Genomic DNA, 17,404 nt, shown 5'->3' with positions numbered 1-17,404 from the left:
AATAAATCCCCCCCGGACGGGGGTGGGGGCCAACGCCGCCCTGGGGCTGGGGGTTGGGGCCCCACGACCAACTCACCACCAGTAATGAGGCAAGTGATCGCGGGCCCCCTCCACCACTCGGCTACGCCGAGCGGTCCCCCTCCCCGTTCCGGGGAGGATTTATTGCCTTACCCCAAACACGCCCCGTTGGTCGCGATCACCTCGCTGTACAGTTTTGCCGAATCCTTCGGCGTGCGTTCCAGCGTCTCGAAATTGACGTGGACGATGCCGAACCGTTTCGAATAGCCCAGCGACCATTCGAGATTGTCGAGCAGCGACCACAGCATATAGCCCTTGACCCGCACCCCGCGCTCGATCGCCTTGCCGACCGCGGCGATATGCTCGCGCAGATAGGCGACGCGCAGCGGATCCTCGACGCGGCCCTGCGACGCGGTCGGCGGGTCGTAGAAAGCGGCGCCGTTCTCGGTGATGTAGATCGCCGGGTCGCCGTAAGTGTCCTTCACCCACAACAGTACATCAGTCAGCCCCTGGCCGAACACTTCCCAGTCGGTGGTGGTGTAGGTCGCCTGCGGCTGGACGACCATGCCGGCGCGGACCGGGAAGCTGTCGTCGGCCCTGGTGACGTTGCGGGTGTAGTAATTGACCCCGACGAAATCGATCGGCTGCCTGGCCAGCGCCAAGTCCTCGGCCGACCAGTCGACCCAGGCTTCGCCGAACACGTCGGCGAGTTCGGCCGGATTGCTGCCATGGATCGCGGGGTCGAGATATTGGCGGTTCATGTACGCGGTCGCACGCGCCGTCGCTGCCAGGTCCTCGGGCGAGTCCGACGCCGGATATTTGGGCTCCAGATTGACCACCAGGCCGATCTCGTGACGGCCGACCTCGCGATACGCCTTCACCGCGGCGCCATGCGCGCGCATCAGATTGCGGCTGGCGATCGGGGCCTCGAACACGTTCCGGTGGCCCGGCGCCAGTGCGCCGTGCAGATAGCCGCCGTCGGTCACCACCCAGGGCTCGTTGAGCGTCACCCATTTCTTCACGCGCCCGTCGAGCCGCTCGAACAGGACGCGGCCGTAATCGGCGAACCATTCGGCGCTATCGCGGTTGAGCCAGCCGCCGCGGTCGTCGAGCGCGACGGGCAGGTCCCAATGATAGAGCGTGCAGAGCGGCTCGATATCGTTCGCGAGCAGGGTGTCGACCAGCCGTTCGTAGAAACCGAGGCCGGCGTCGTTCACCCGGCCGGTCCCTTCGGGCAACACCCGGCCCCAGGCGACCGAGAAGCGATAGGCCTTGAGCCCCAGCCGCTTCATCAGCGCGACGTCGTCGGCCATGCGGTTGTAGTGCTCGCAGGCGACGTCGCCGGTCGCGCCCTTCGCCGCCATCAGCCGCGGATCGTGGCTGAACCTTTGCCAGATCGACGCGCCGGCGCCGTCGGCGAGCGGCGAGCCCTCGATCTGGTACGCGGCGGTGGCGCATCCCCACAGGAAATCGTCGGGGAAGGGATTGGTCATTTCTTGTCGGCCTTCTTCTTGCTGTTCTTGTCGGTATCGCCCGGCGCGGGAACGCTGCGGCGCTGCTCGAGCAGCCAGCGCCACATCGCCGGGTCGTCATAGGCGGGTTCCCACGATCCGTGGGTCATTTGCGGATAGATCGTCATCCGCGGCCGGACGCTGCCCTTGCAGGCATCGACCGCCTTGACGATCGCGAAGCCCTGCAGCGGATCGACGACATCGTCCTGGTCGCCATGGAACGCCCAGATCGGCATGTCCTTGAGCACGCAGAGGTCGGCGGCCTTGTTCTCGCTATTGGCGGCGACGGGCACGATCGCGGCGAACAAATCGGGCCGCTTCAATGCCCAATCCCAGGTTGCATAGCCGCCCAGACTCAGCCCGGTCAGGTAGATCCGGCTGGGATCGATGCGGTAATGCCGGCGCAGATCGACCAGCAGAGCATCGAGCTTCGCGCTATCCCAGCGGCTGCCGTCGGGACCGGCTTCGAGCTGCGGCGAGACCAGGATGAAGGGCGACCCGGCATGCTGCGCGATGATCTTGGGTGGGCCGTTCTTCTTGACCACGTCGATATCGGTGCCGCGTTCGCCCGAGCCATGGAGGAAAATGACCAGCGGCCATTTCTGCGTCGCGTCGGCCGAATAGCCCTTGGGCATGAAGATCAGATACGGATAGCCGCCGGCGGGGGCAGGCTGTGCGGTCTGGACGCCTTCGGGCGGGGCCGGCGCCGCGGGCGGCGTCTTGGTCGCGGCGAGGCTCGCCGCTGCTGCCAGAACCATGAGCAATCTCATCCCTTCACGCTCCCCGCCATCAGGCCGGTGATGTAATAACGCTGCAGCAGCAGGAAGAGCGCGAGCACCGGCAACAGGGTCACCACGCTTCCTGCCATCATCAGCTCGACGTCCTGGACGTGCTCGCGGCTGAGATTGGCCAGCGCGACCGGCAGGGTCTGCTTCTGACTGTCGTTGAGGATGATCAGCGGCCACAGGAAATCGGACCAGGAGCCGAGAAAGCTGAACGTCGCCAGCGTCGCCAGGATCGGCTTCAGCGTCGGCAATACGATCGAGCGGAAGATGCGGGCTTCGCTGGCGCCGTCGATCCGCGCCGCCTCGAGCATCTCGTCGGGGATCGACAGCGCATATTGGCGGACCAGGAAGATGCCGAACACGGTGGCGATCGATGGTACCAGCACGCCCGCGAAACTGTTCACGATGCCGAGCGACTTGCAGATCAGGAACAAGGGAATCATCGCCACCTGCGCCGGGATGACCAACGCTGTCAGCAGGAAGCGGAACAGCCGGTCGCGTCCGCGGAAGCGGAGCTTGGCGAAGGCGTAGCCGGCCATGACGTTGAAGGTCAGCGACAGGAGCGTCGCCAAGGAGGCGAGGGCCAGGCTGTTGGCAAGGTAGCGCGCCATGTCGGTGCTGGCGAACAAGGTGACGAAATTGGCGGTGGTGGGGTGCGCGGGGAACAGCGGCGGCGGGAAGGACGATGCCTCGCCGGGGGTCATGAAGCTGACCGAGACCATCCAAAAGAGCGGCGCCAGCGCGAACAAGGCGACCAGCCATAGCGCGAGGTTGAGAAGGAAGCCGCCGCGCTTCATTGCGTCCACCGCTCGCTGACCCGGAGCTGGACCAGGGTCAGCGCGAACATGATGACGAACAATACGAACGCGATGGCGCTGGCGAAGCCGAGATTCCACCAGCGGAAGCCCTGTTCGTACATGAAATAGAGGATCGAGACGGTGCTCTCGACCGGCCCGCCCTGGGTCATGACATAGGGCTCGGCGAACAATTGGAAATAGCCGGCCATGGTCAGGATCGAGACGACCAGCAGCACCGGCGCGAGCCCCGGCAGGGTGACGTGGCGGAGGCGCTGGAACGCGCTCGCGCCGTCGATCCGCGCGGCCTCGTGCAGCTCCTCGGGAATGGTCTGCAGCCCGGCGAGGATGATGATCATGTTGTAGCCGAAATTCTTCCACACCGCGAACAGCACGATCGCCGGCATCGACCAATGCGGATTGCCCAGCCAGTCGATCGGCCCGATGCCGATCCCGCCCAGCGCCCAATTGACCAGGCCGTATTTGGTATGGAGCAGATAGCGCCAGATCACCGCCACCGCGACCAGCGTGGTCACCACCGGCGCGAAATAGACGGTGCGGAAGAAGCCCTTGAATCGCGCGAGCCTGCTGTCGAGCAGCAGAGCCGCGGCGAGCGACATCATGATCGACAGCGGCACGCCGAGCACGACGAACCAGGCGGTGTTGCCGAGCGCTTTCCAGAACAACGGCGTCTCGAGCAGGTGGATGTAATTGTCGAGCCCGACGAAGCGCAGATTGCCGAGATCGGCCACCGCATAGATGTCGAAATCGGTGAAGCTCAGGATCAGTGCCGCAGCGACGGGCAGGAAAAAGAAGAATCCGAGCGCTAGCAACGCGGGCGCGACGAATCCCCAGGCGGCGCGCTCCTGGTTCACGACCGCGCCTCCTTTCGCCGTGCCAGGATCCACCGCCTTTTGGCCAGCGTCTCATCAGTGCGCTTGTCGAGCTCGGCGACGGTCTGGTCGACGGTCAGTTGGCCATGCGCGGCCTTTTCCGCCACCAGCTTGAGGTCGGTCGCGATCCGCTCCCATTCGGGTACCTTGGGCGTGGCGCGCAGCCGCGTCATCTGCTCGCCGAACGCCTTGGCATAAGGGTCGTTGGCCAGCGCGGGAGTCTTGCACACGCTGATCCGCGGCGGCAGGTCGCCGGTCAGCGCGTGGAAGCGTTCCTGAATGTCGGGACGCGACAGGAACTGGACCAGCTTCCACGCCGCGTCCTTGTGCGGCGAGGATTTGAACAGCACCAGGCTCGACCCCCCGGCGTTCGACACGCCGGGACCGTCGGGACCGGGCATCGGCGCGGTCATCCATTCGCCTTGGTGTTCGGGCGGCAGGCGGCGTTTGAATTCGCCGATCTGCCACGGACCGGTGATGTAGAAGCTGAACCAGCCGCGATCGAACTCGTCCCAGACATTGGCGACTTCGGTGCTCGCGGTGACCGGGGCGAGCCCGTCGCGCATCGTGCCGAGATAGAAAGCGAGGGATTTCCTGAACCCCGCGCTGCTGAAATTGCCGCGGGCGTCGTCGGTCACCATCGGCTCGGGTGCCTGCAGCCCGAGGATTTCGAGCGGCTCATATTCGTTGAGCGGGAAATAGGCGGCGTATTTGCCCGGCCCGACCAGTTTCTTGATCGCGACCATCTGTTGCCGCCACTCGGCCCAGGTGCGCGGCGGATGGTCGAACCCGGCGCGCTTGAGGATGTCGCGGCGATAGAAGAGCAACCGCGTATCGACATACCAAGGCACGCCGTAGAGCTTGCCGTCGACCAGGTTGGAGTCCCAGATGCCGGGATAATAATCCGCCTTGGGGAGCGCCGGTGTCGCCGCGACGCGGGCGTCGAGCGGCTCGATCGCGCCCAGCGCCGCGAATTCGGGCACCCAGCTATTCCCGAGCTGTGCCATGTCGGGCATCGCGTCGCCGACGAACGCCGTGAGCAGCTTTTCGTGCGCGGCGGTGAACGGCAATTGCTGGATGCGCACCTTGACGCCCGGATTCTCGCGTTCGAATTCGGGAACGAGGTCGCCGATCACCTCGCCCTCGCGGCCCATCGCCCAGACTTCGAGCACGGTCCCGGAAGAGGGCGGCGAACACGAGCCCAGCGCCATCGCGGCCAGAACGAGGATAAGGACGCGCTTCACCCGAGCCAGCCGCCGGTAAAGCCCGCGCGGGTCAGGCCGCGCCGGATCGCCGGATGCGACCGCATGGTTTCCCACACCAGCCCGCTGCGATGATTCTCGATCATCGCCACGATCGGGCCCTGGTCGATGCCGAGATAATCGCTGTCGACCCAGCCCGCGGTCGCGCTGATCGTGCCATGATCGTGCGGCTGGTCGGCGAAGGTGAAGCTCGGGTTGAAGGCGTCGAGAAAGCCGTACTGACCGTAGATCGCGCTGCCGTAGCGGGCATGGAGCGCCTGGGCCGCGGGCTCGACGATCTCGGGCGCGAAGGGCAGCGAGGCGATCGCCGCGGTCGGCGCGATCGTGCCGTCATCATATCCGTCGGGCAGATCGACCGGCCCGCGCGCCGAATAGCCGTTGAACTGGCGCTCGGTGCCGTTGACGATCCCCTGGCCGCCGCCGGGCCCGTCGCACGCGGTCAGCCCCCAGATGTCCTGCGCATAGCCGACCCATTTGCCCGGATTCCGCGTCGCATAGTCGCGCTGCCAATAGGTCGCGCGGCGGCTGTTCTCGAAATAATCGAACCCGGCATCGCGCATCGTCGCGTCACGGATGCCGCGCATGTCTAGCCAGCATTGCGTCCATTGGTGCCCGAAATGCGGCCCGAAGCCGAGGTGACGCGTCGCCCCGCTGCCGCGCCAGCTGTCGGGATAGGTCGAGCACCACCCGTCATAGGCGTCCTTGTCGAGATGGAGATCGGGCGCCCCGAGCGCGAGGATGTAGACGATCTGCCCCTCGGTATAGCCGAACCACGGCCGCGCGATGAACCCGCTCTCGGGATGCCAGCCCATCGACACGCGCTTCTGCGCATCCTGCTGCTGGAACCAGCGCCAGTCGCAGCGTGCGTAGATCTTGGCCGAGAGGTCGCGGATCTCGGCCTCTTCGGGCCGGTCATAGAATTGACCCGCGAATAGCATGCCGGCGAGCAGCCAGCTGGTGTCGACCGAGGAAAGTTCGTTCTGCCGGTACCGGAGGCCGCTGTCCTTATCGAGGAAGTGATAGAAGAAGCCCTTGTAGCCCGCCGTGCCGGTCGGGGCGTCGCCCTGCGGCGCGGTCCAGAAGAAGCGCAATGCCGCCAATGTGCGGTCGCGCGCCTGGTCGCGGGTGATCCAGCCATTCTTCACGCCGATCGGGTACACGGTGAGCGCGAAACCGGTCGCGGCGATGCTCGCGAAGCTCGGCGTCGGCCAGCGGTCGGGCATCAAGCCGTTGGCCGGATTCGACCGTTCCCAGAAGAAGCGGAAGGTCCGCTGCTGGATGTCGGTGAAGAGGTCGGCGGTGGCGATCGGGCCAGGCGTCGGGCTGGGCGAAGGGGGCGGCGCCGCGTTCGACGGCGCGCCGCTCATGCCGCCGGCGGAACAGCCACCTAGCAAGGCGGCAGTCCCGGCGAACAGCAACTGACGCCGGTCAAGCATCCCGGCGACGGCGGCTCGACGCGCGGACGACGAGCTCCGGCTTGAGCATCTCGGTGGTCGCCTCGATCGCGTCCGCCTCACTGATCGCGACCAGCTTGTCGAGCGCACGCTCGCCCAACTCGGCAAGATTGAGCGTCATGGTCGACAGCGCCGGGGTGACATATTGCGCGATCGGCACACCGTCGAAGCCGATGATCGCGACATCGTCAGGTGCACGCACCCCATTTTCCGCCAGCGTCGCCATGCACGCGACCGCCATCATGTCGTTGGCCGCGAACACGCCGTCGATGCGCGGCCGTTCACCGAGGATGCGCCGTGCCGCGTCGATTCCCGAGGCTTCGCTGAAATCGCCCTCGATCTCGACCCCGGCATCCGGCCCGAGCAGGTCGAGCACCGCCGCGCGGAACCCGGCGCGGCGCGCGTCGGCGTCGGCATTGCCCCGGGGGCCGGTCAGATGCGCGATCCGCGTGCAACCCTGGGCGACGAGATGCGCGACGGCTTCGCGCGCGCCGGCGAGATTGTCGATCGCGATGGTCGGGTGCGTACCGTCGCTCGCCGCGGCGTTCATGACGATCGCCGGCAACCCCTTGGGCAGATTGCGCCCCAGGAATTCCGCGTCGACCTGCGGCGACATAACCAGCAGGCCGTCGACCCGGCCGCGCATCGCACGGATCGCCAGCTCGGTCTCCTCGGCGCTGCCATGCATGTTCGACAGCAGCAATTGCAGCCCGCGGCGATGCGCGGCGCGGTCGATGCCGCGAATGATCTCGGAGAAGAACTCGCCGAACAGGTCGGGCAACACCACGCCGATGGTGTTCGATCGCCCGCGTGACAGGCTGCGCGCGCCGAGGTGGGGGACGTAATCGAGCTCGCGCGCGGCTTCCAGCACGCGCTGACGCGTCGCCGGCGTGACGCTGGCGTGGTTGTTGAGCGCGCGGCTGGCAGAGGCGACCGAGACGGCGGCGTGGCGGGCGACATCGCGAATGGTGACGGTCGACATGATTTCCTCCCCCATCCGCCCGCTCGCGGAGTGTGTAACCGTTTCCATGCGCCTTTCTAAGCCGCTTAGGGTTGCTGCGCCAAGCGGCTTTTTAGGCCCGGATCGGGTCTAGGCGGCAACGCGCGGAAGCGGTGCGACGGGGCGCGGCAGCGCGCGGCCCTGGTCATCGAACAGATGGAGCGCCTCGGGCGGCAGCGCGACGGTCGGGGTTTCGGCGAGCGGCCGCGTCGGCATCGAGACGACCAAGGGTTCGCTCAGGCCATCGATCGCCAAGTGGACGTGATGCACCGCGCCGAGCGATTCGACCATGCGCACCATTCCCGTCAATCGGTTGGCGGCACCGTCGCTCGTCACTTGCTCGGGGCGTACTCCCAACGTGACCGGCGCGCCAGGCGACAGCGATTCCGCCGCAATCGTGGTTTCGATCTGCTGTCCGCCGCCGAGCCGGACGATCGCGCCCTTCTCCCCAGGACCGGCATAAGTCGCGGAAACCAGATTCATCGTCGGCGATCCGATGAACCCCGCGACGAAGATCGTATCGGGCGTCTCGTACAATTCGTCGGGTGTCCCGACCTGCTCGATCACCCCGCCGTTCAGGACGACGATGCGATCGGCCAGCGTCATCGCCTCGACCTGATCGTGCGTGACGTAGATCATCGTCGTGCCCAATGCCTGGTGCAGTCCGGCGAATTCGTAGCGCATCCGCACGCGCAGCGCGGCGTCGAGGTTGGACAGCGGCTCGTCGAACAGGAAGACCTTGGGCTGGCGGACGATCGCGCGACCGATCGCGACGCGCTGGCGCTGCCCGCCCGAAAGCTCCTTCGGGCGTCGGTCGAGCAAATGCGCGATGTCGAGAGTGGCCGCCGCGGAGTCGACCGCCGCGGCGATCTCCGCTCTCGGACGTCCTGCCAGCTTGAGCGCGAAGCCCATGTTCTCGCGCACGTTCATATGCGGGTAGAGGGCGTAGGATTGGAACACCATGGCGATGCCGCGGTCGGACGGCGGCACGTCGTTGACCCGGCGGCCGTCGATCTCGACGTCGCCCGAACTCAGCGTCTCGAGCCCGGCGATGGCGCGGAGCAAGGTCGACTTGCCGCAGCCCGACGGGCCGACGAACACGACGAATTCGCCGTCGGCGATCGCCAGGTCGATCCCCTTCAGGACCTCGACCGGCCCGAATGCCTTGGTCGCTCGTGTCAGGCGCACCGTCGCCATCGCCCACTCTCCTGCCCGCCAGTCACGCCGGCTTTGCCCAAGCCTAGGGCGCACGAACGGTGGCGGCAATGCCTCGCGGGCGAGCGCCGATCGGCGTGCCGGACGCGCGAAACGGGGAGGGCGCCGGTTGCTTTCGCGCGGTGATGCCGCCAAAACGGATCGATCAGCGCTCATCGCGGAGTTTCATCCTGGCCAGCCGCCCAGCGATTATCCCGGATATGCCGATCTTCGGGTCGGACGGCGGACTGGTTGGTACGGTCGAGCGCGTTTCGGGCGTGCGCATCGTCCTGAAGCGTACCGGTGTCTCCGACGCCGATCAGCATTTCATTCCGCTCGCCTGGGTGGCGAGCGTCAGCGATCGCGTGACGCTCGATTGCCCCGCCGCCGATGCGCGCCCGCCCAGCGCGACCACCAGCCAGTCCGCCCGGCAATCTCGCCGCTCGGTCGGGCCGCTGTTGTGGGGCGGCGTCGGGATCGCAGCGGTCGGATTGCTGTATGGAGGAGCGACGGTGTTCCTGCGCGGCAAACCGGCTGCGCCGCCGGCCGTGGCGCCCAGCACGGTCCTGTCGCCCAAGCCCGTCATGGTCGCGGCGCCCCCGACACCCTTGCCCATCGCGACGCCGGCTCCCGAGGTTCCGCTCGCCAAGGCCGCCACCGTGGCCGAGTTCCTCAATTCAGACGATCCCGTGCCGCAGCGCTTTTCGCTCGACACGGTCGATTTCGCCCCGGGCTCCGATTCGCTCGACGGCGCGGCGATCAAGGCGGTCGACGCGATTGCCGGCGTGATGACCACGCACCTCAACACCAAGATCAAGCTGGCCGCGGCGGCCGAGGGCGGTGCGCTCGCCCTGCGCCGGGCGATGGCGGTCCGCGCCGAGCTGATCGCGCGCGGCGTCGCGCCCTATCGCATCGCGGCCGGGCCGTCGCGCGAGCGGACCCATGCGATCCGGTCGGGGGTCGACATGGTCGTGCTCGCCAAATGACCGGACCGTCCGGCGATTGACTCCCCGTCCGGTTGCGGCACGCTGTGGTGAAACCGCGTGGCGGGAACGATCCGTTTGCCAACCGGTGATGAACGGCACCGACAGGCCGGGTTCATTGCCGATGTGAAATGATCGCGTCCGCGAACCACGAGATGGGGGCGGACGATGAAACGATGGAGATGGATGGGCTCGACGACCGGCGCGATCGTCGCATTGCTGGCCGGGATTGGGACGCCACCCGCCGCCGTAGCGCAAGAGGAGGCTGCACCCCTTGCCGCGCCGCAGGACCCGGCGCTCTATCGCTATCTCGACGATGCCGACGCGTTGCTCGATGCGATGGGGACATCTCCGCCCGATTACGGGTTTCGCTTCGAAGGCGTGGATTGCTGGGCGTGGTCGATGAGCGACGGGTATCTCGTACTGGCCGAACCGCTGGGTGACGATTATCGCTTCTACGTGTTCGGGCCGGGGGACGATCGTCCCTTCTTCGTCGGCGACGACTATTACGCTTACGGATTCGAAGGGCGGGGGCTGGCCGCGGTCTATGGCGCGGACGGCGCGCTTGTCGCGTGGCGCCCATCAGACGACATCGCGGCCGGGGCGAAGTGGCTGTCCGATCGTGGCGCGCGGATGAGATCGGCGCTGGCGAATCGCGAGCCGGTGATCGCGCCCGATTGGGCGGACGGAGTCGGATGGTTCGGCGGTCTCGTCATCAGGTTCGATACTTGGCGCCATCAGTCCGGCTGGATTCGCTATCGGCACCGGCCGCATGGCCAGCATCATCGCGACTGGCACAAGAAACTCGATGACGAGGGCGTCCGGCGCCACCGCCGCGCCGAGTGGTTCGACCGGTGGCGGCGCGACGGCTATCGCGGCAGCGCGCCGCGAAACGATGGCGGCTGGAAGACCAGGCCGGACGGACGCCCAGGCGATTCGCGGGACCGGGACGGAAAGCCGGGGGGGATCGTGCGACCTCGTCCGGTGGCGCCGCCGACGCCCGGCCTCATCCCGCCCGGGCTGCGGCCGGGCGATGCTCGGCCAGGACCTGGCCGCGGACCGCGTCCGCCGCTGACCGGCCAACCCGGACAGCCGATGCCGCGCGACACCCGACCGCCGCGCGTCACGCGGGAACCGGCGCCCCCGACGACGCCCGCTCCGGTTCCGGGGCCTGTTGCCCTGCCGCCCGCGCCGCCGCCGCTCGCGGTCGCTCCGCCGCCGGGGCGTGGGGACGGCCGACCCGATCGTCCCTTCCGCGTCAGACCGCGCGATCCCGCCGCCGGTACCCCGCCCGTCGTCAAGAACGATGTCGGCCGCGATACGCCACCGCTGGCTTCCGAAGCGCCGGCATCGTCGCCGCGAGCCCCGTCGGCGCCATTGCCACCGCCTGTCGTCGTGGCGCCCAGGCGCGAACCGGCGTTCATGCCGCCGCGCGTGCGGACGCCGGCGCCGCCGCCTCCGCCGGTTAGAATTTCACCGCCTCCGCCGCCGGCAATCCGCGCCGCCGTCCCGACGCCGGTATCCCGTCCCGCGCCTGCACCCGTCGCGCCGCGCGTGCCGTCGACGCCGCGGGTACGGTCCGACGCTCCGCCGAGACCGGTTGGGAAGGGCAAGGATCGCTGAGATGGCGGGGTTGGAGGGAGGATGCGCGTGCGGCGCGGTCCGCTATCGTCTCGCGAGCGCGCCGATGATCGTTCACTGCTGTCATTGCACGAATTGCCAGACCGAAACCGGCAGCGCGTTCGTGATCAACGCGGTGATCGAGGCGGAGCGGGTCGCGTTGTTGTCCGGCGCACCCGAGCCAGTGATGACGCCGTCCGAAAGCGGCAAGGGACAGGAGATCGTGCGCTGCCCGACTTGCCATGTTGCGCTCTGGAGTCACTATGCCGGATCGGGGCGCAAGTCGGCCTTCGTCCGCGTCGGCACGCTGGATGACCCTGCGCGGCTGCCGCCCGACGTACATATCTACACACGATCGAAATTGCCCTGGGTGACTCTTCCGCCGGGGGTCCGGAGCTACGAGGGATTCTATGCCCGTGCGGACGAGGTCTGGACGCCCGAAGCCCGATCGCGCTGGACGGCGATGCTCGCTGGCTGATTGCCGCCTTGCCGTGATATCGCGGGCGGACATCGATCGTCGAGGAAAGACAATGCTGCCGTTCCTGCCTTTGTTGTTGTTGGGCCAAGCCGCTACCGCGCAACCCGCTCCCTTGCCGCCGCGGCTCGGCCCGCCGCCCAAGGCGGCGCCGGTCTTCGGCCCGATCGAGCAGGTCATGCTCGGCCCCATTTTTCGCCAGCGCTTCATGTGCGCGCCGCATCCGATGGGCGAACTGAATTATGCCGGCGACGCGCTGGGTAGCGATTGCCTGGTCACCGGCGGTGTTGCCGGGGCGTCAGGCTACATGAAATTCTACCGCACGGACGGCAAGGCGAATGAGGATTGGTACGGCTGGCACGCCGAAGTGCTCGCGCCGGTCGCGGGAACGGTGCTCGGGCTGCTCGCCAAGCCCGAAAGCAACGTGCCCGGCACGATGGGCCCGCCGCCCGCCGGGCAGATCCGCATCTTGACCGACAACGGAATCGTCGTCGTGCTCGCGCATCTGACCGACTTTCGGGTAAAGGCGGGCGACCGCGTGGCGGCGGGCCAGGTGATCGCGGTCGATGGCAATAACGGCATGGCGCGCAACCCGCACGTTCATGTCGGCGCATGGCGACAAAAGGATCTCGTGCCGCTTCAAATCCGCTGGGATCTGCGCGCGCTCGCCGCAACCGACGCCAAATAAGATCGTTTCACTTGCCGCGTGATCGGAGGGAAATCCGATTTCGCGCGTTAATGGCATGTCCGGCGGCGTTCATCGCGCGACCGGTCGTGTAACAAGAAGTGAGAGGTCACCATGCGTAAGATGATTTTGGCTTTGGCCGCCGCCGGCACGATGCTCGCGGTTGCTACCCCCGCCATGGCGCGCGAAGGATGCGGCCGCGGCTGGCATCGCGGCTGGCACGATCGCTGCGTGCCCAATCGCGGGCCCAATTGGGATCGGCGCGGGCCGGAAGTCCGCCTCGTCATCGGCAATTACTATCATGGCCGCGGCTATTGGGACGGCCGCCGCTACTGGCAGCACCGTTATCGGTACAATAACGGCTGGCGCTATCGGTAATCGATGATCTCGGCCGACGACGCGGCAAAGCCGCGCCGTCGGTCGGCGCTCGGGCGCCGCCGTCCGATCTGAGCCGTAGTTCGCGCGGATTTAGCTGGCGCTAAATCCTGGCCGGCTCAGATGTGGATGGGTTTGCCCGTCACCGCCATCGCCGCTTCCTTGATCGCTTCGCTGTGCGTCGGGTGCGCGTGGCAGGTATAGGCGATGTCCTCCGACGTCGCGCCGAACTCCATCGCCTGCGCGGCCTGGGCGATCATCGTGCCCGCGACGCTGGCGATGCACCATATGCCCAGCACGCGGTCGGTCTTGGCGTCCGCGATCACCTTCACGAAGCCGTCGGGTTCGTGATTGGTCTTGGCGCGCGAATTGGCGAGCATCGGGAACTTGCCGACCCTCACCTCGCCGCGCTCCTTGGCGGCTTCCTCGGTCAGCCCGACGCCGGCGATTTCGGGCCAGGTGTAGACCACCGACGGGATCACGTCGTGGTTCACGATGCCGTGCTGGCCGGCAATGTTCTCCGCCACCGCGATGCCTTCATCCTCGGCCTTGTGCGCGAGCATCGGGCCGGGAACCACGTCACCGATCGCCCAGATGCCGGGGACCGAGGTGCGGAAATCGTGGTCGATCTCGATCTGGCCGCGCTGGTTGGTCGCGAGACCCGCCTTGTCGAGCGCGAGGCCGTCGGTGTTGGGCTTGCGGCCGATCGACACGAGCACGGCATCGGCCTCGATCGTCTCGGCATCGCCGCCCTTGGCCGGTTCGACCGTGATCGTCGCCTTGCCGCCCTTGACCCTCACGCCGGTGACCTTGGTCGACAGCTTGAACTCGAGACCCTGCTTCTTGAGGATCTTGTTCGATTCCTTGCGGACCTCGCCGTCGAAGCCGGGCAGGATCTGGTCGAGGAACTCCACGACTGTGACCTTGGCGCCGAGCCGCCGCCACACGCTGCCGAGCTCGAGCCCGATGACGCCGCCGCCGATCACGACCAGATGGTCGGGGACCTTGGGCAGTTCGAGCGCGCCGGTCGACGACACGACCATCTTTTCGTCGATCTCGACACCCGGCAGCGGGGTGACCGACGATCCGGTCGCGATGACGATGTTCTTCGCGCGCACGCTGCGGTCGCCGACCTGGACGGTGTCAGTACCGGTGAAGGCGGCATGGCCTTTGAGCCACTCGACCTTGTTCTTCTTGAACAGGAATTCGATGCCGCCGGTCAGCTGCTTGACCGCGTCCTTGCGCTGGCCGTGCATCGTGTCGAGGTCGAGTTCGGGCGTGACCTTGATGCCCATCTTGGCCATCATGCCGTTGGCGGCGTGGTCGTAGAACTCGCTCGCGTGCAGCATCGCCTTGGACGGGATGCAGCCGACGTTGAGGCAGGTGCCGCCCAGCGTTTCGCGGCTTTCCACGCAACCGGTCTTGAGCCCGAGCTGCGCCGCGCGGATCGCCGCGACATAACCGCCGGGGCCGGCACCGATCACCAGGACGTCGAAATCATAGTCAGCCATTCAAGCCTCCAATCGTCATGCCAGCGAAAGCTGGCATCTCATGCGGCTGGCGACAGGCGCTGGCGGCACGAGACCCCAGCGTTCGCTGGGGTGACGGATATATAGTTACAGGTCGATCAGAATGCGCGTCGGGTCCTCGATCGCGTTCTTGAGCGCGACCAGGAAGGTCACCGCCTCGCGGCCGTCGATCAGGCGGTGATCGTAGCTGAGCGCGAGGTACATCATCGGGCGCACCACGACCTGGCCGTCGCGGACCACCGGGCGGTCCTCGATGCGGTGGAGGCCGAGCACCGCCGACTGCGGCGGGTTGATGATCGGGGTCGACATCAGCGAGCCGAACACGCCGCCATTGGAGATGGTGAAGGTACCGCCCTTCATCTCCTCCATCTTGAGCGTGCCGTCCTTGGCGCGCTTGCCGAAATCGCCGATCGTCTTCTCGATGCCGGCGACCGACAATTGGTCGGCGTCGCGGATCACCGGGACGACCAGGCCTTGCGGCGCCGAGACGGCGACCGAGATGTCGGCATAATCGTGATAGACGATCTCCTCACCGTCGATCTGCGCGTTGACCGCGGGTACGTCCTTCAGCGCCATGCACGCGGCCTTCACGAAGAAGCCCATGAAGCCTAGCCGGACGCCGTGCTTCTTCTCGAACAGGTCCTTGTACTTGGTCCGCGCCTCGATCACCGCCGACATGTCGACGTCGTTGAACGTCGTCAGCATCGCCGCGGTGTTCTGCGCGTCCTTGAGGCGCTTGGCGACGGTCTGGCGCAGGCGTGTCATCCGCACGCGCTCTTCCTTGCGGCCGGTCGAGGCGGCGACCGACGGGGTCTGGACCGGCGCGGCGGCCGGGGCCGGCGCGGGAGCGACCGGAGTCGCGGCGGCGGCGAGGACATCGTCCTTGGTCAGGCGGCCGTCCTTGCCGGTGCCACGGACCGTGGCCGGGTCGACGCCGGTTTCGAGCACCGCGCGGCGCACCGAGGGGCTGAGCGCGGCGGGGGCGTCACCCGAGGCGGGGGCCTGCTGGCCGGCGGCTGCGGCTGGCGAGGGCGCCGGAGCGGGAGCCGCGGCGGCCGGAGCCGGTGCGGGAGCAGGGGCAGCCGCGTCGGCACCGCCTTCCTCGATCGTCGCCAGCAGCGCGCCGACCGCGACATTGTCGCCGACCGCGACCGCATGCTGGCCCATCACGCCGGCGACCGGCGACGGTACTTCGACCGCGACCTTGTCGGTCTCCAGGCTGACGATCGGCTCGTCCTGCTTCACCGGATCGCCCGGCTGTTTCAGCCATTCGCCGACGGTCGCCTCGACGATCGATTCCCCCAGCACGGGCACGTTGACTTCGGTTGCCATCTTCACCTCGTCATCCCGGCGAAATGCGGGATCTCATGATTTGATACCTGCCGCTCGGAACCCTGGCCTTGGCCGGGGCGACGGGCGAATTAGCTCTTCCGCGTACGGCGGATTTCTTCGCGGACATTGTGGCCGAGCGCGTCGGCGACGAGCGCGGCCTGTTCCATCTGGTGACGCTTGGCGAGCCCGGTGGCCGGCGACGCCGCGGCGGCGCGGCCGGCATAGCGCGCACGCTTGACCTTGCATTTGGCGGCGGCCAGCGCTTCCTCGATCAGCGGCTCGACGAAGAACCAGTAACCGTTGTTGCGCGGTTCCTCCTGCGCCCAGACCACCTCTTCGAGATTGGGCATCTTGCGGACGCGCTCGGCCAGCGGATCGCCCGGGAAGGGATAGAGCTGCTCGACGCGTACGATCTGGGTGTCGCTGTCGCCCGCCGCGTCGCGCGCCTCGAACAGGTCATAGGCGACCTTGCCCGAGCACAAGACCAGCCGCTTGGTCGCCGCGTCCGCCGCTCCGTCGGGATCTGACAGCAGTCGCCGGAAATGGCTATCGCCCAAGAAGTCGTCGGCCTTCGACACCGCGCGCTTGTGGCGCAGCAGCGACTTTGGGGTGAAGATCACCAGCGGCTTGCGGAACGATCGGTGCATCTGGCGGCGCAGCAGGTGGAACAGGTTGGCCGGCGTGGTGCAATTGGCGACCTGCATGTTATCGCCGGCACAGAGCTGGAGGAAGCGCTCGGGGCGCGCCGAGCTGTGCTCGGGCCCCTGGCCTTCGTAGCCGTGCGGCAGCATCATCACCAGGCCGTTGGCACGCAGCCATTTGGCTTCGCCCGCGGCGATGAACTGGTCGATCATGATCTGCGCGCCATTGGCGAAGTCGCCGAACTGCGCTTCCCAGATCACCAAAGTCTTGGGGTCGGCCAGCGCATAGCCGTATTCGAAACCGAGCACGCCATATTCGCTGAGCGGCGAGTCGAGCACTTCGAAATCGCCATGCTCGACATTCCACAGCGGCACATATTTGTGCTCGTCATTCTGGTCGACCCAGACAGCGTGACGCTGCGAGAAGGTGCCGCGGCCCGAATCCTGGCCCGACAGGCGGACGCCATAGCCTTCCGACAGCAGCGAACCGAAGGCGAGCGCTTCGCCGGTCGCCCAGTCGAAATTCTCGCCCGATTTGAACATCTCGCGCTTGGCGTCGATCACGCGATTGAGCGCCTTGTGGACGGTCAGATCGTCGGGGACATTGGTCAGCGTGCGGCCCAGGCTGTCGAACAACTTGCGCTCGATCCCGGTCTCGACGTTGCGGCGTGCGGTCTCGGCATCGGCCGGCGCGTGCAGCCCCGACCAGCGGCCAGCGAACCAATCGGCCTTGTTCGCCTTGTACGACGCGCCCGCCTCGAACTCGCCTTCGAGCAACGTGTCGAACTGATGGGTGATGGTGTCGATCCACGCCTGGTCGACCACGCCTTCGGCGATCAGGCGCTTGCCATAG

At 67.2% G+C, this 17,404-nt stretch carries 15 protein-coding genes and 1 pseudogene; 5 read left to right on the top strand and 11 right to left on the bottom strand.

The features are described 5' to 3' along the window. Positions 1-167: 167 nt before the first annotated feature. From ACTHJR_RS19880 to ACTHJR_RS19845, 8 genes are all read right to left on the bottom strand, one after another. Positions 168-1,511, bottom strand: a complete 1,344-nt coding sequence (locus ACTHJR_RS19880; RefSeq protein ID WP_440525160.1) for a GH1 family beta-glucosidase — start codon at positions 1,509-1,511, stop codon at positions 168-170. Next, positions 1,508-2,287, bottom strand: coding sequence for a prolyl oligopeptidase family serine peptidase (locus ACTHJR_RS19875; protein WP_440525159.1), 780 nt, complete (start codon positions 2,285-2,287; stop codon positions 1,508-1,510). Before ACTHJR_RS19875 ends, ACTHJR_RS19880 begins: the two co-directional genes overlap by 4 nt. 8 nt (positions 2,288-2,295) lie before the next feature. After that, positions 2,296-3,111: a carbohydrate ABC transporter permease gene (locus ACTHJR_RS19870; protein WP_440525158.1), complete on the bottom strand. Its 816-nt coding sequence runs from the start codon at positions 3,109-3,111 to the stop codon at positions 2,296-2,298. Then, positions 3,108-3,983 carry a carbohydrate ABC transporter permease gene (locus tag ACTHJR_RS19865; RefSeq protein ID WP_440525157.1) on the bottom strand — a complete coding sequence of 292 codons (876 nt, stop codon included), beginning with the start codon at positions 3,981-3,983 and terminating at the stop codon, positions 3,108-3,110. The genes ACTHJR_RS19870 and ACTHJR_RS19865 overlap by 4 nt, the downstream gene beginning before the upstream one ends. Next, on the bottom strand, positions 3,980-5,245 hold the full coding sequence (locus tag ACTHJR_RS19860) for a sugar ABC transporter substrate-binding protein (RefSeq protein ID WP_440525156.1): 1,266 nt from the start codon (positions 5,243-5,245) through the stop codon (positions 3,980-3,982). Before ACTHJR_RS19860 ends, ACTHJR_RS19865 begins: the two co-directional genes overlap by 4 nt. Beyond that, positions 5,242-6,699 carry a glucoamylase family protein gene (locus ACTHJR_RS19855; protein WP_440525155.1) on the bottom strand — a complete coding sequence of 486 codons (1,458 nt, stop codon included), beginning with the start codon at positions 6,697-6,699 and terminating at the stop codon, positions 5,242-5,244. The genes ACTHJR_RS19860 and ACTHJR_RS19855 overlap by 4 nt, the downstream gene beginning before the upstream one ends. Continuing rightward, positions 6,692-7,699 (bottom strand): LacI family DNA-binding transcriptional regulator, encoded by a 1,008-nt coding sequence (locus tag ACTHJR_RS19850; protein WP_440525154.1) that lies wholly within the window; start codon positions 7,697-7,699, stop codon positions 6,692-6,694. Before ACTHJR_RS19850 ends, ACTHJR_RS19855 begins: the two co-directional genes overlap by 8 nt. Positions 7,700-7,807: 108 nt before the next feature. Next, positions 7,808-8,914 carry an ABC transporter ATP-binding protein gene (locus tag ACTHJR_RS19845; RefSeq protein ID WP_440525153.1) on the bottom strand — a complete coding sequence of 369 codons (1,107 nt, stop codon included), beginning with the start codon at positions 8,912-8,914 and terminating at the stop codon, positions 7,808-7,810. A 218-nt stretch (positions 8,915-9,132) separates the two neighbouring features. Here ACTHJR_RS19845 and ACTHJR_RS19840 point away from each other — a divergent pair, with 218 nt between their 5' ends. The 5 genes from ACTHJR_RS19840 to ACTHJR_RS19820 all read left to right on the top strand — a co-directional run bounded on the left by ACTHJR_RS19840 (position 9,133) and on the right by ACTHJR_RS19820 (position 13,052). Continuing rightward, the gene (locus ACTHJR_RS19840) at positions 9,133-9,897 is read left to right on the top strand and encodes a DUF2171 domain-containing protein (RefSeq protein WP_440525152.1); all 765 of its coding nucleotides are present in this window, start codon (positions 9,133-9,135) and stop codon (positions 9,895-9,897) included. Positions 9,898-10,062: 165 nt separating this feature from the next. Further along, entirely contained in the window at positions 10,063-11,517 is a 1,455-nt protein-coding gene (locus tag ACTHJR_RS19835; RefSeq protein WP_440525151.1) for a hypothetical protein, read from the top strand. A 1-nt stretch (position 11,518) separates the two neighbouring features. Beyond that, positions 11,519-11,992, top strand: coding sequence for a GFA family protein (locus tag ACTHJR_RS19830; protein WP_440525150.1), 474 nt, complete (start codon positions 11,519-11,521; stop codon positions 11,990-11,992). Positions 11,993-12,044: 52 nt separating this feature from the next. Next, a complete protein-coding gene (locus ACTHJR_RS19825; protein WP_440525149.1) occupies positions 12,045-12,677 on the top strand; it encodes a M23 family metallopeptidase in 633 nt (210 codons plus the stop codon). A 111-nt stretch (positions 12,678-12,788) separates the two neighbouring features. Then, entirely contained in the window at positions 12,789-13,052 is a 264-nt protein-coding gene (locus ACTHJR_RS19820) for a GCG_CRPN prefix-to-repeats domain-containing protein (RefSeq protein ID WP_440525148.1), read from the top strand. Between the two features lie 116 nt (positions 13,053-13,168). On the opposite strand, the gene lpdA is transcribed toward ACTHJR_RS19820, so the two are convergent. The 3 genes and pseudogenes from lpdA to sucA all read right to left on the bottom strand — a co-directional run. Beyond that, positions 13,169-14,560, bottom strand: coding sequence for a dihydrolipoyl dehydrogenase (gene lpdA, locus ACTHJR_RS19815; protein WP_440525147.1), 1,392 nt, complete (start codon positions 14,558-14,560; stop codon positions 13,169-13,171). 105 nt (positions 14,561-14,665) lie between these two features. Beyond that, positions 14,666-15,910: a 2-oxoglutarate dehydrogenase complex dihydrolipoyllysine-residue succinyltransferase gene (gene odhB / locus ACTHJR_RS19810; RefSeq protein WP_440525146.1), complete on the bottom strand. Its 1,245-nt coding sequence runs from the start codon at positions 15,908-15,910 to the stop codon at positions 14,666-14,668. A gap of 89 nt (positions 15,911-15,999) precedes the next feature. Continuing rightward, positions 16,000-17,404, bottom strand: a pseudogene (sucA, locus tag ACTHJR_RS19805) (2-oxoglutarate dehydrogenase E1 component); the annotation flags it as partial.

Source organism: Sphingomonas sp. (assembly GCF_051962185.1).
In the GTDB taxonomy this organism is placed as follows: Bacteria; Pseudomonadota; Alphaproteobacteria; order Sphingomonadales; family Sphingomonadaceae; genus Sphingomonas.
This window is presented reverse-complemented; position numbering and strand designations above follow the sequence as displayed.

Excerpts from the sequence above, each read along its gene's own strand:
- odhB (WP_440525146.1), bottom strand. The coding sequence starts at position 15,910 with ATGGCAACCGAAGTCAACGTGCCCGTGCTGGGGGAATCGATCGTCGAG.
- ACTHJR_RS19835 (WP_440525151.1), top strand. The coding sequence starts at position 10,063 with ATGAAACGATGGAGATGGATGGGCTCGACGACCGGCGCGATCGTCGCA.
- ACTHJR_RS19830 (WP_440525150.1), top strand. The coding sequence starts at position 11,519 with ATGGCGGGGTTGGAGGGAGGATGCGCGTGCGGCGCGGTCCGCTATCGT.
- ACTHJR_RS19875 (WP_440525159.1), bottom strand. The coding sequence starts at position 2,287 with ATGGTTCTGGCAGCAGCGGCGAGCCTCGCCGCGACCAAGACGCCGCCC.
- ACTHJR_RS19855 (WP_440525155.1), bottom strand. The coding sequence starts at position 6,699 with ATGCTTGACCGGCGTCAGTTGCTGTTCGCCGGGACTGCCGCCTTGCTA.
- ACTHJR_RS19840 (WP_440525152.1), top strand. The coding sequence starts at position 9,133 with ATGCCGATCTTCGGGTCGGACGGCGGACTGGTTGGTACGGTCGAGCGC.
- ACTHJR_RS19845 (WP_440525153.1), bottom strand. The coding sequence starts at position 8,914 with ATGGCGACGGTGCGCCTGACACGAGCGACCAAGGCATTCGGGCCGGTC.
- ACTHJR_RS19825 (WP_440525149.1), top strand. The coding sequence starts at position 12,045 with ATGCTGCCGTTCCTGCCTTTGTTGTTGTTGGGCCAAGCCGCTACCGCG.
- ACTHJR_RS19820 (WP_440525148.1), top strand. The coding sequence starts at position 12,789 with ATGCGTAAGATGATTTTGGCTTTGGCCGCCGCCGGCACGATGCTCGCG.
- lpdA (WP_440525147.1), bottom strand. The coding sequence starts at position 14,560 with ATGGCTGACTATGATTTCGACGTCCTGGTGATCGGTGCCGGCCCCGGC.
- ACTHJR_RS19880 (WP_440525160.1), bottom strand. The coding sequence starts at position 1,511 with ATGACCAATCCCTTCCCCGACGATTTCCTGTGGGGATGCGCCACCGCC.
- ACTHJR_RS19850 (WP_440525154.1), bottom strand. The coding sequence starts at position 7,699 with ATGTCGACCGTCACCATTCGCGATGTCGCCCGCCACGCCGCCGTCTCG.
- ACTHJR_RS19870 (WP_440525158.1), bottom strand. The coding sequence starts at position 3,111 with ATGAAGCGCGGCGGCTTCCTTCTCAACCTCGCGCTATGGCTGGTCGCC.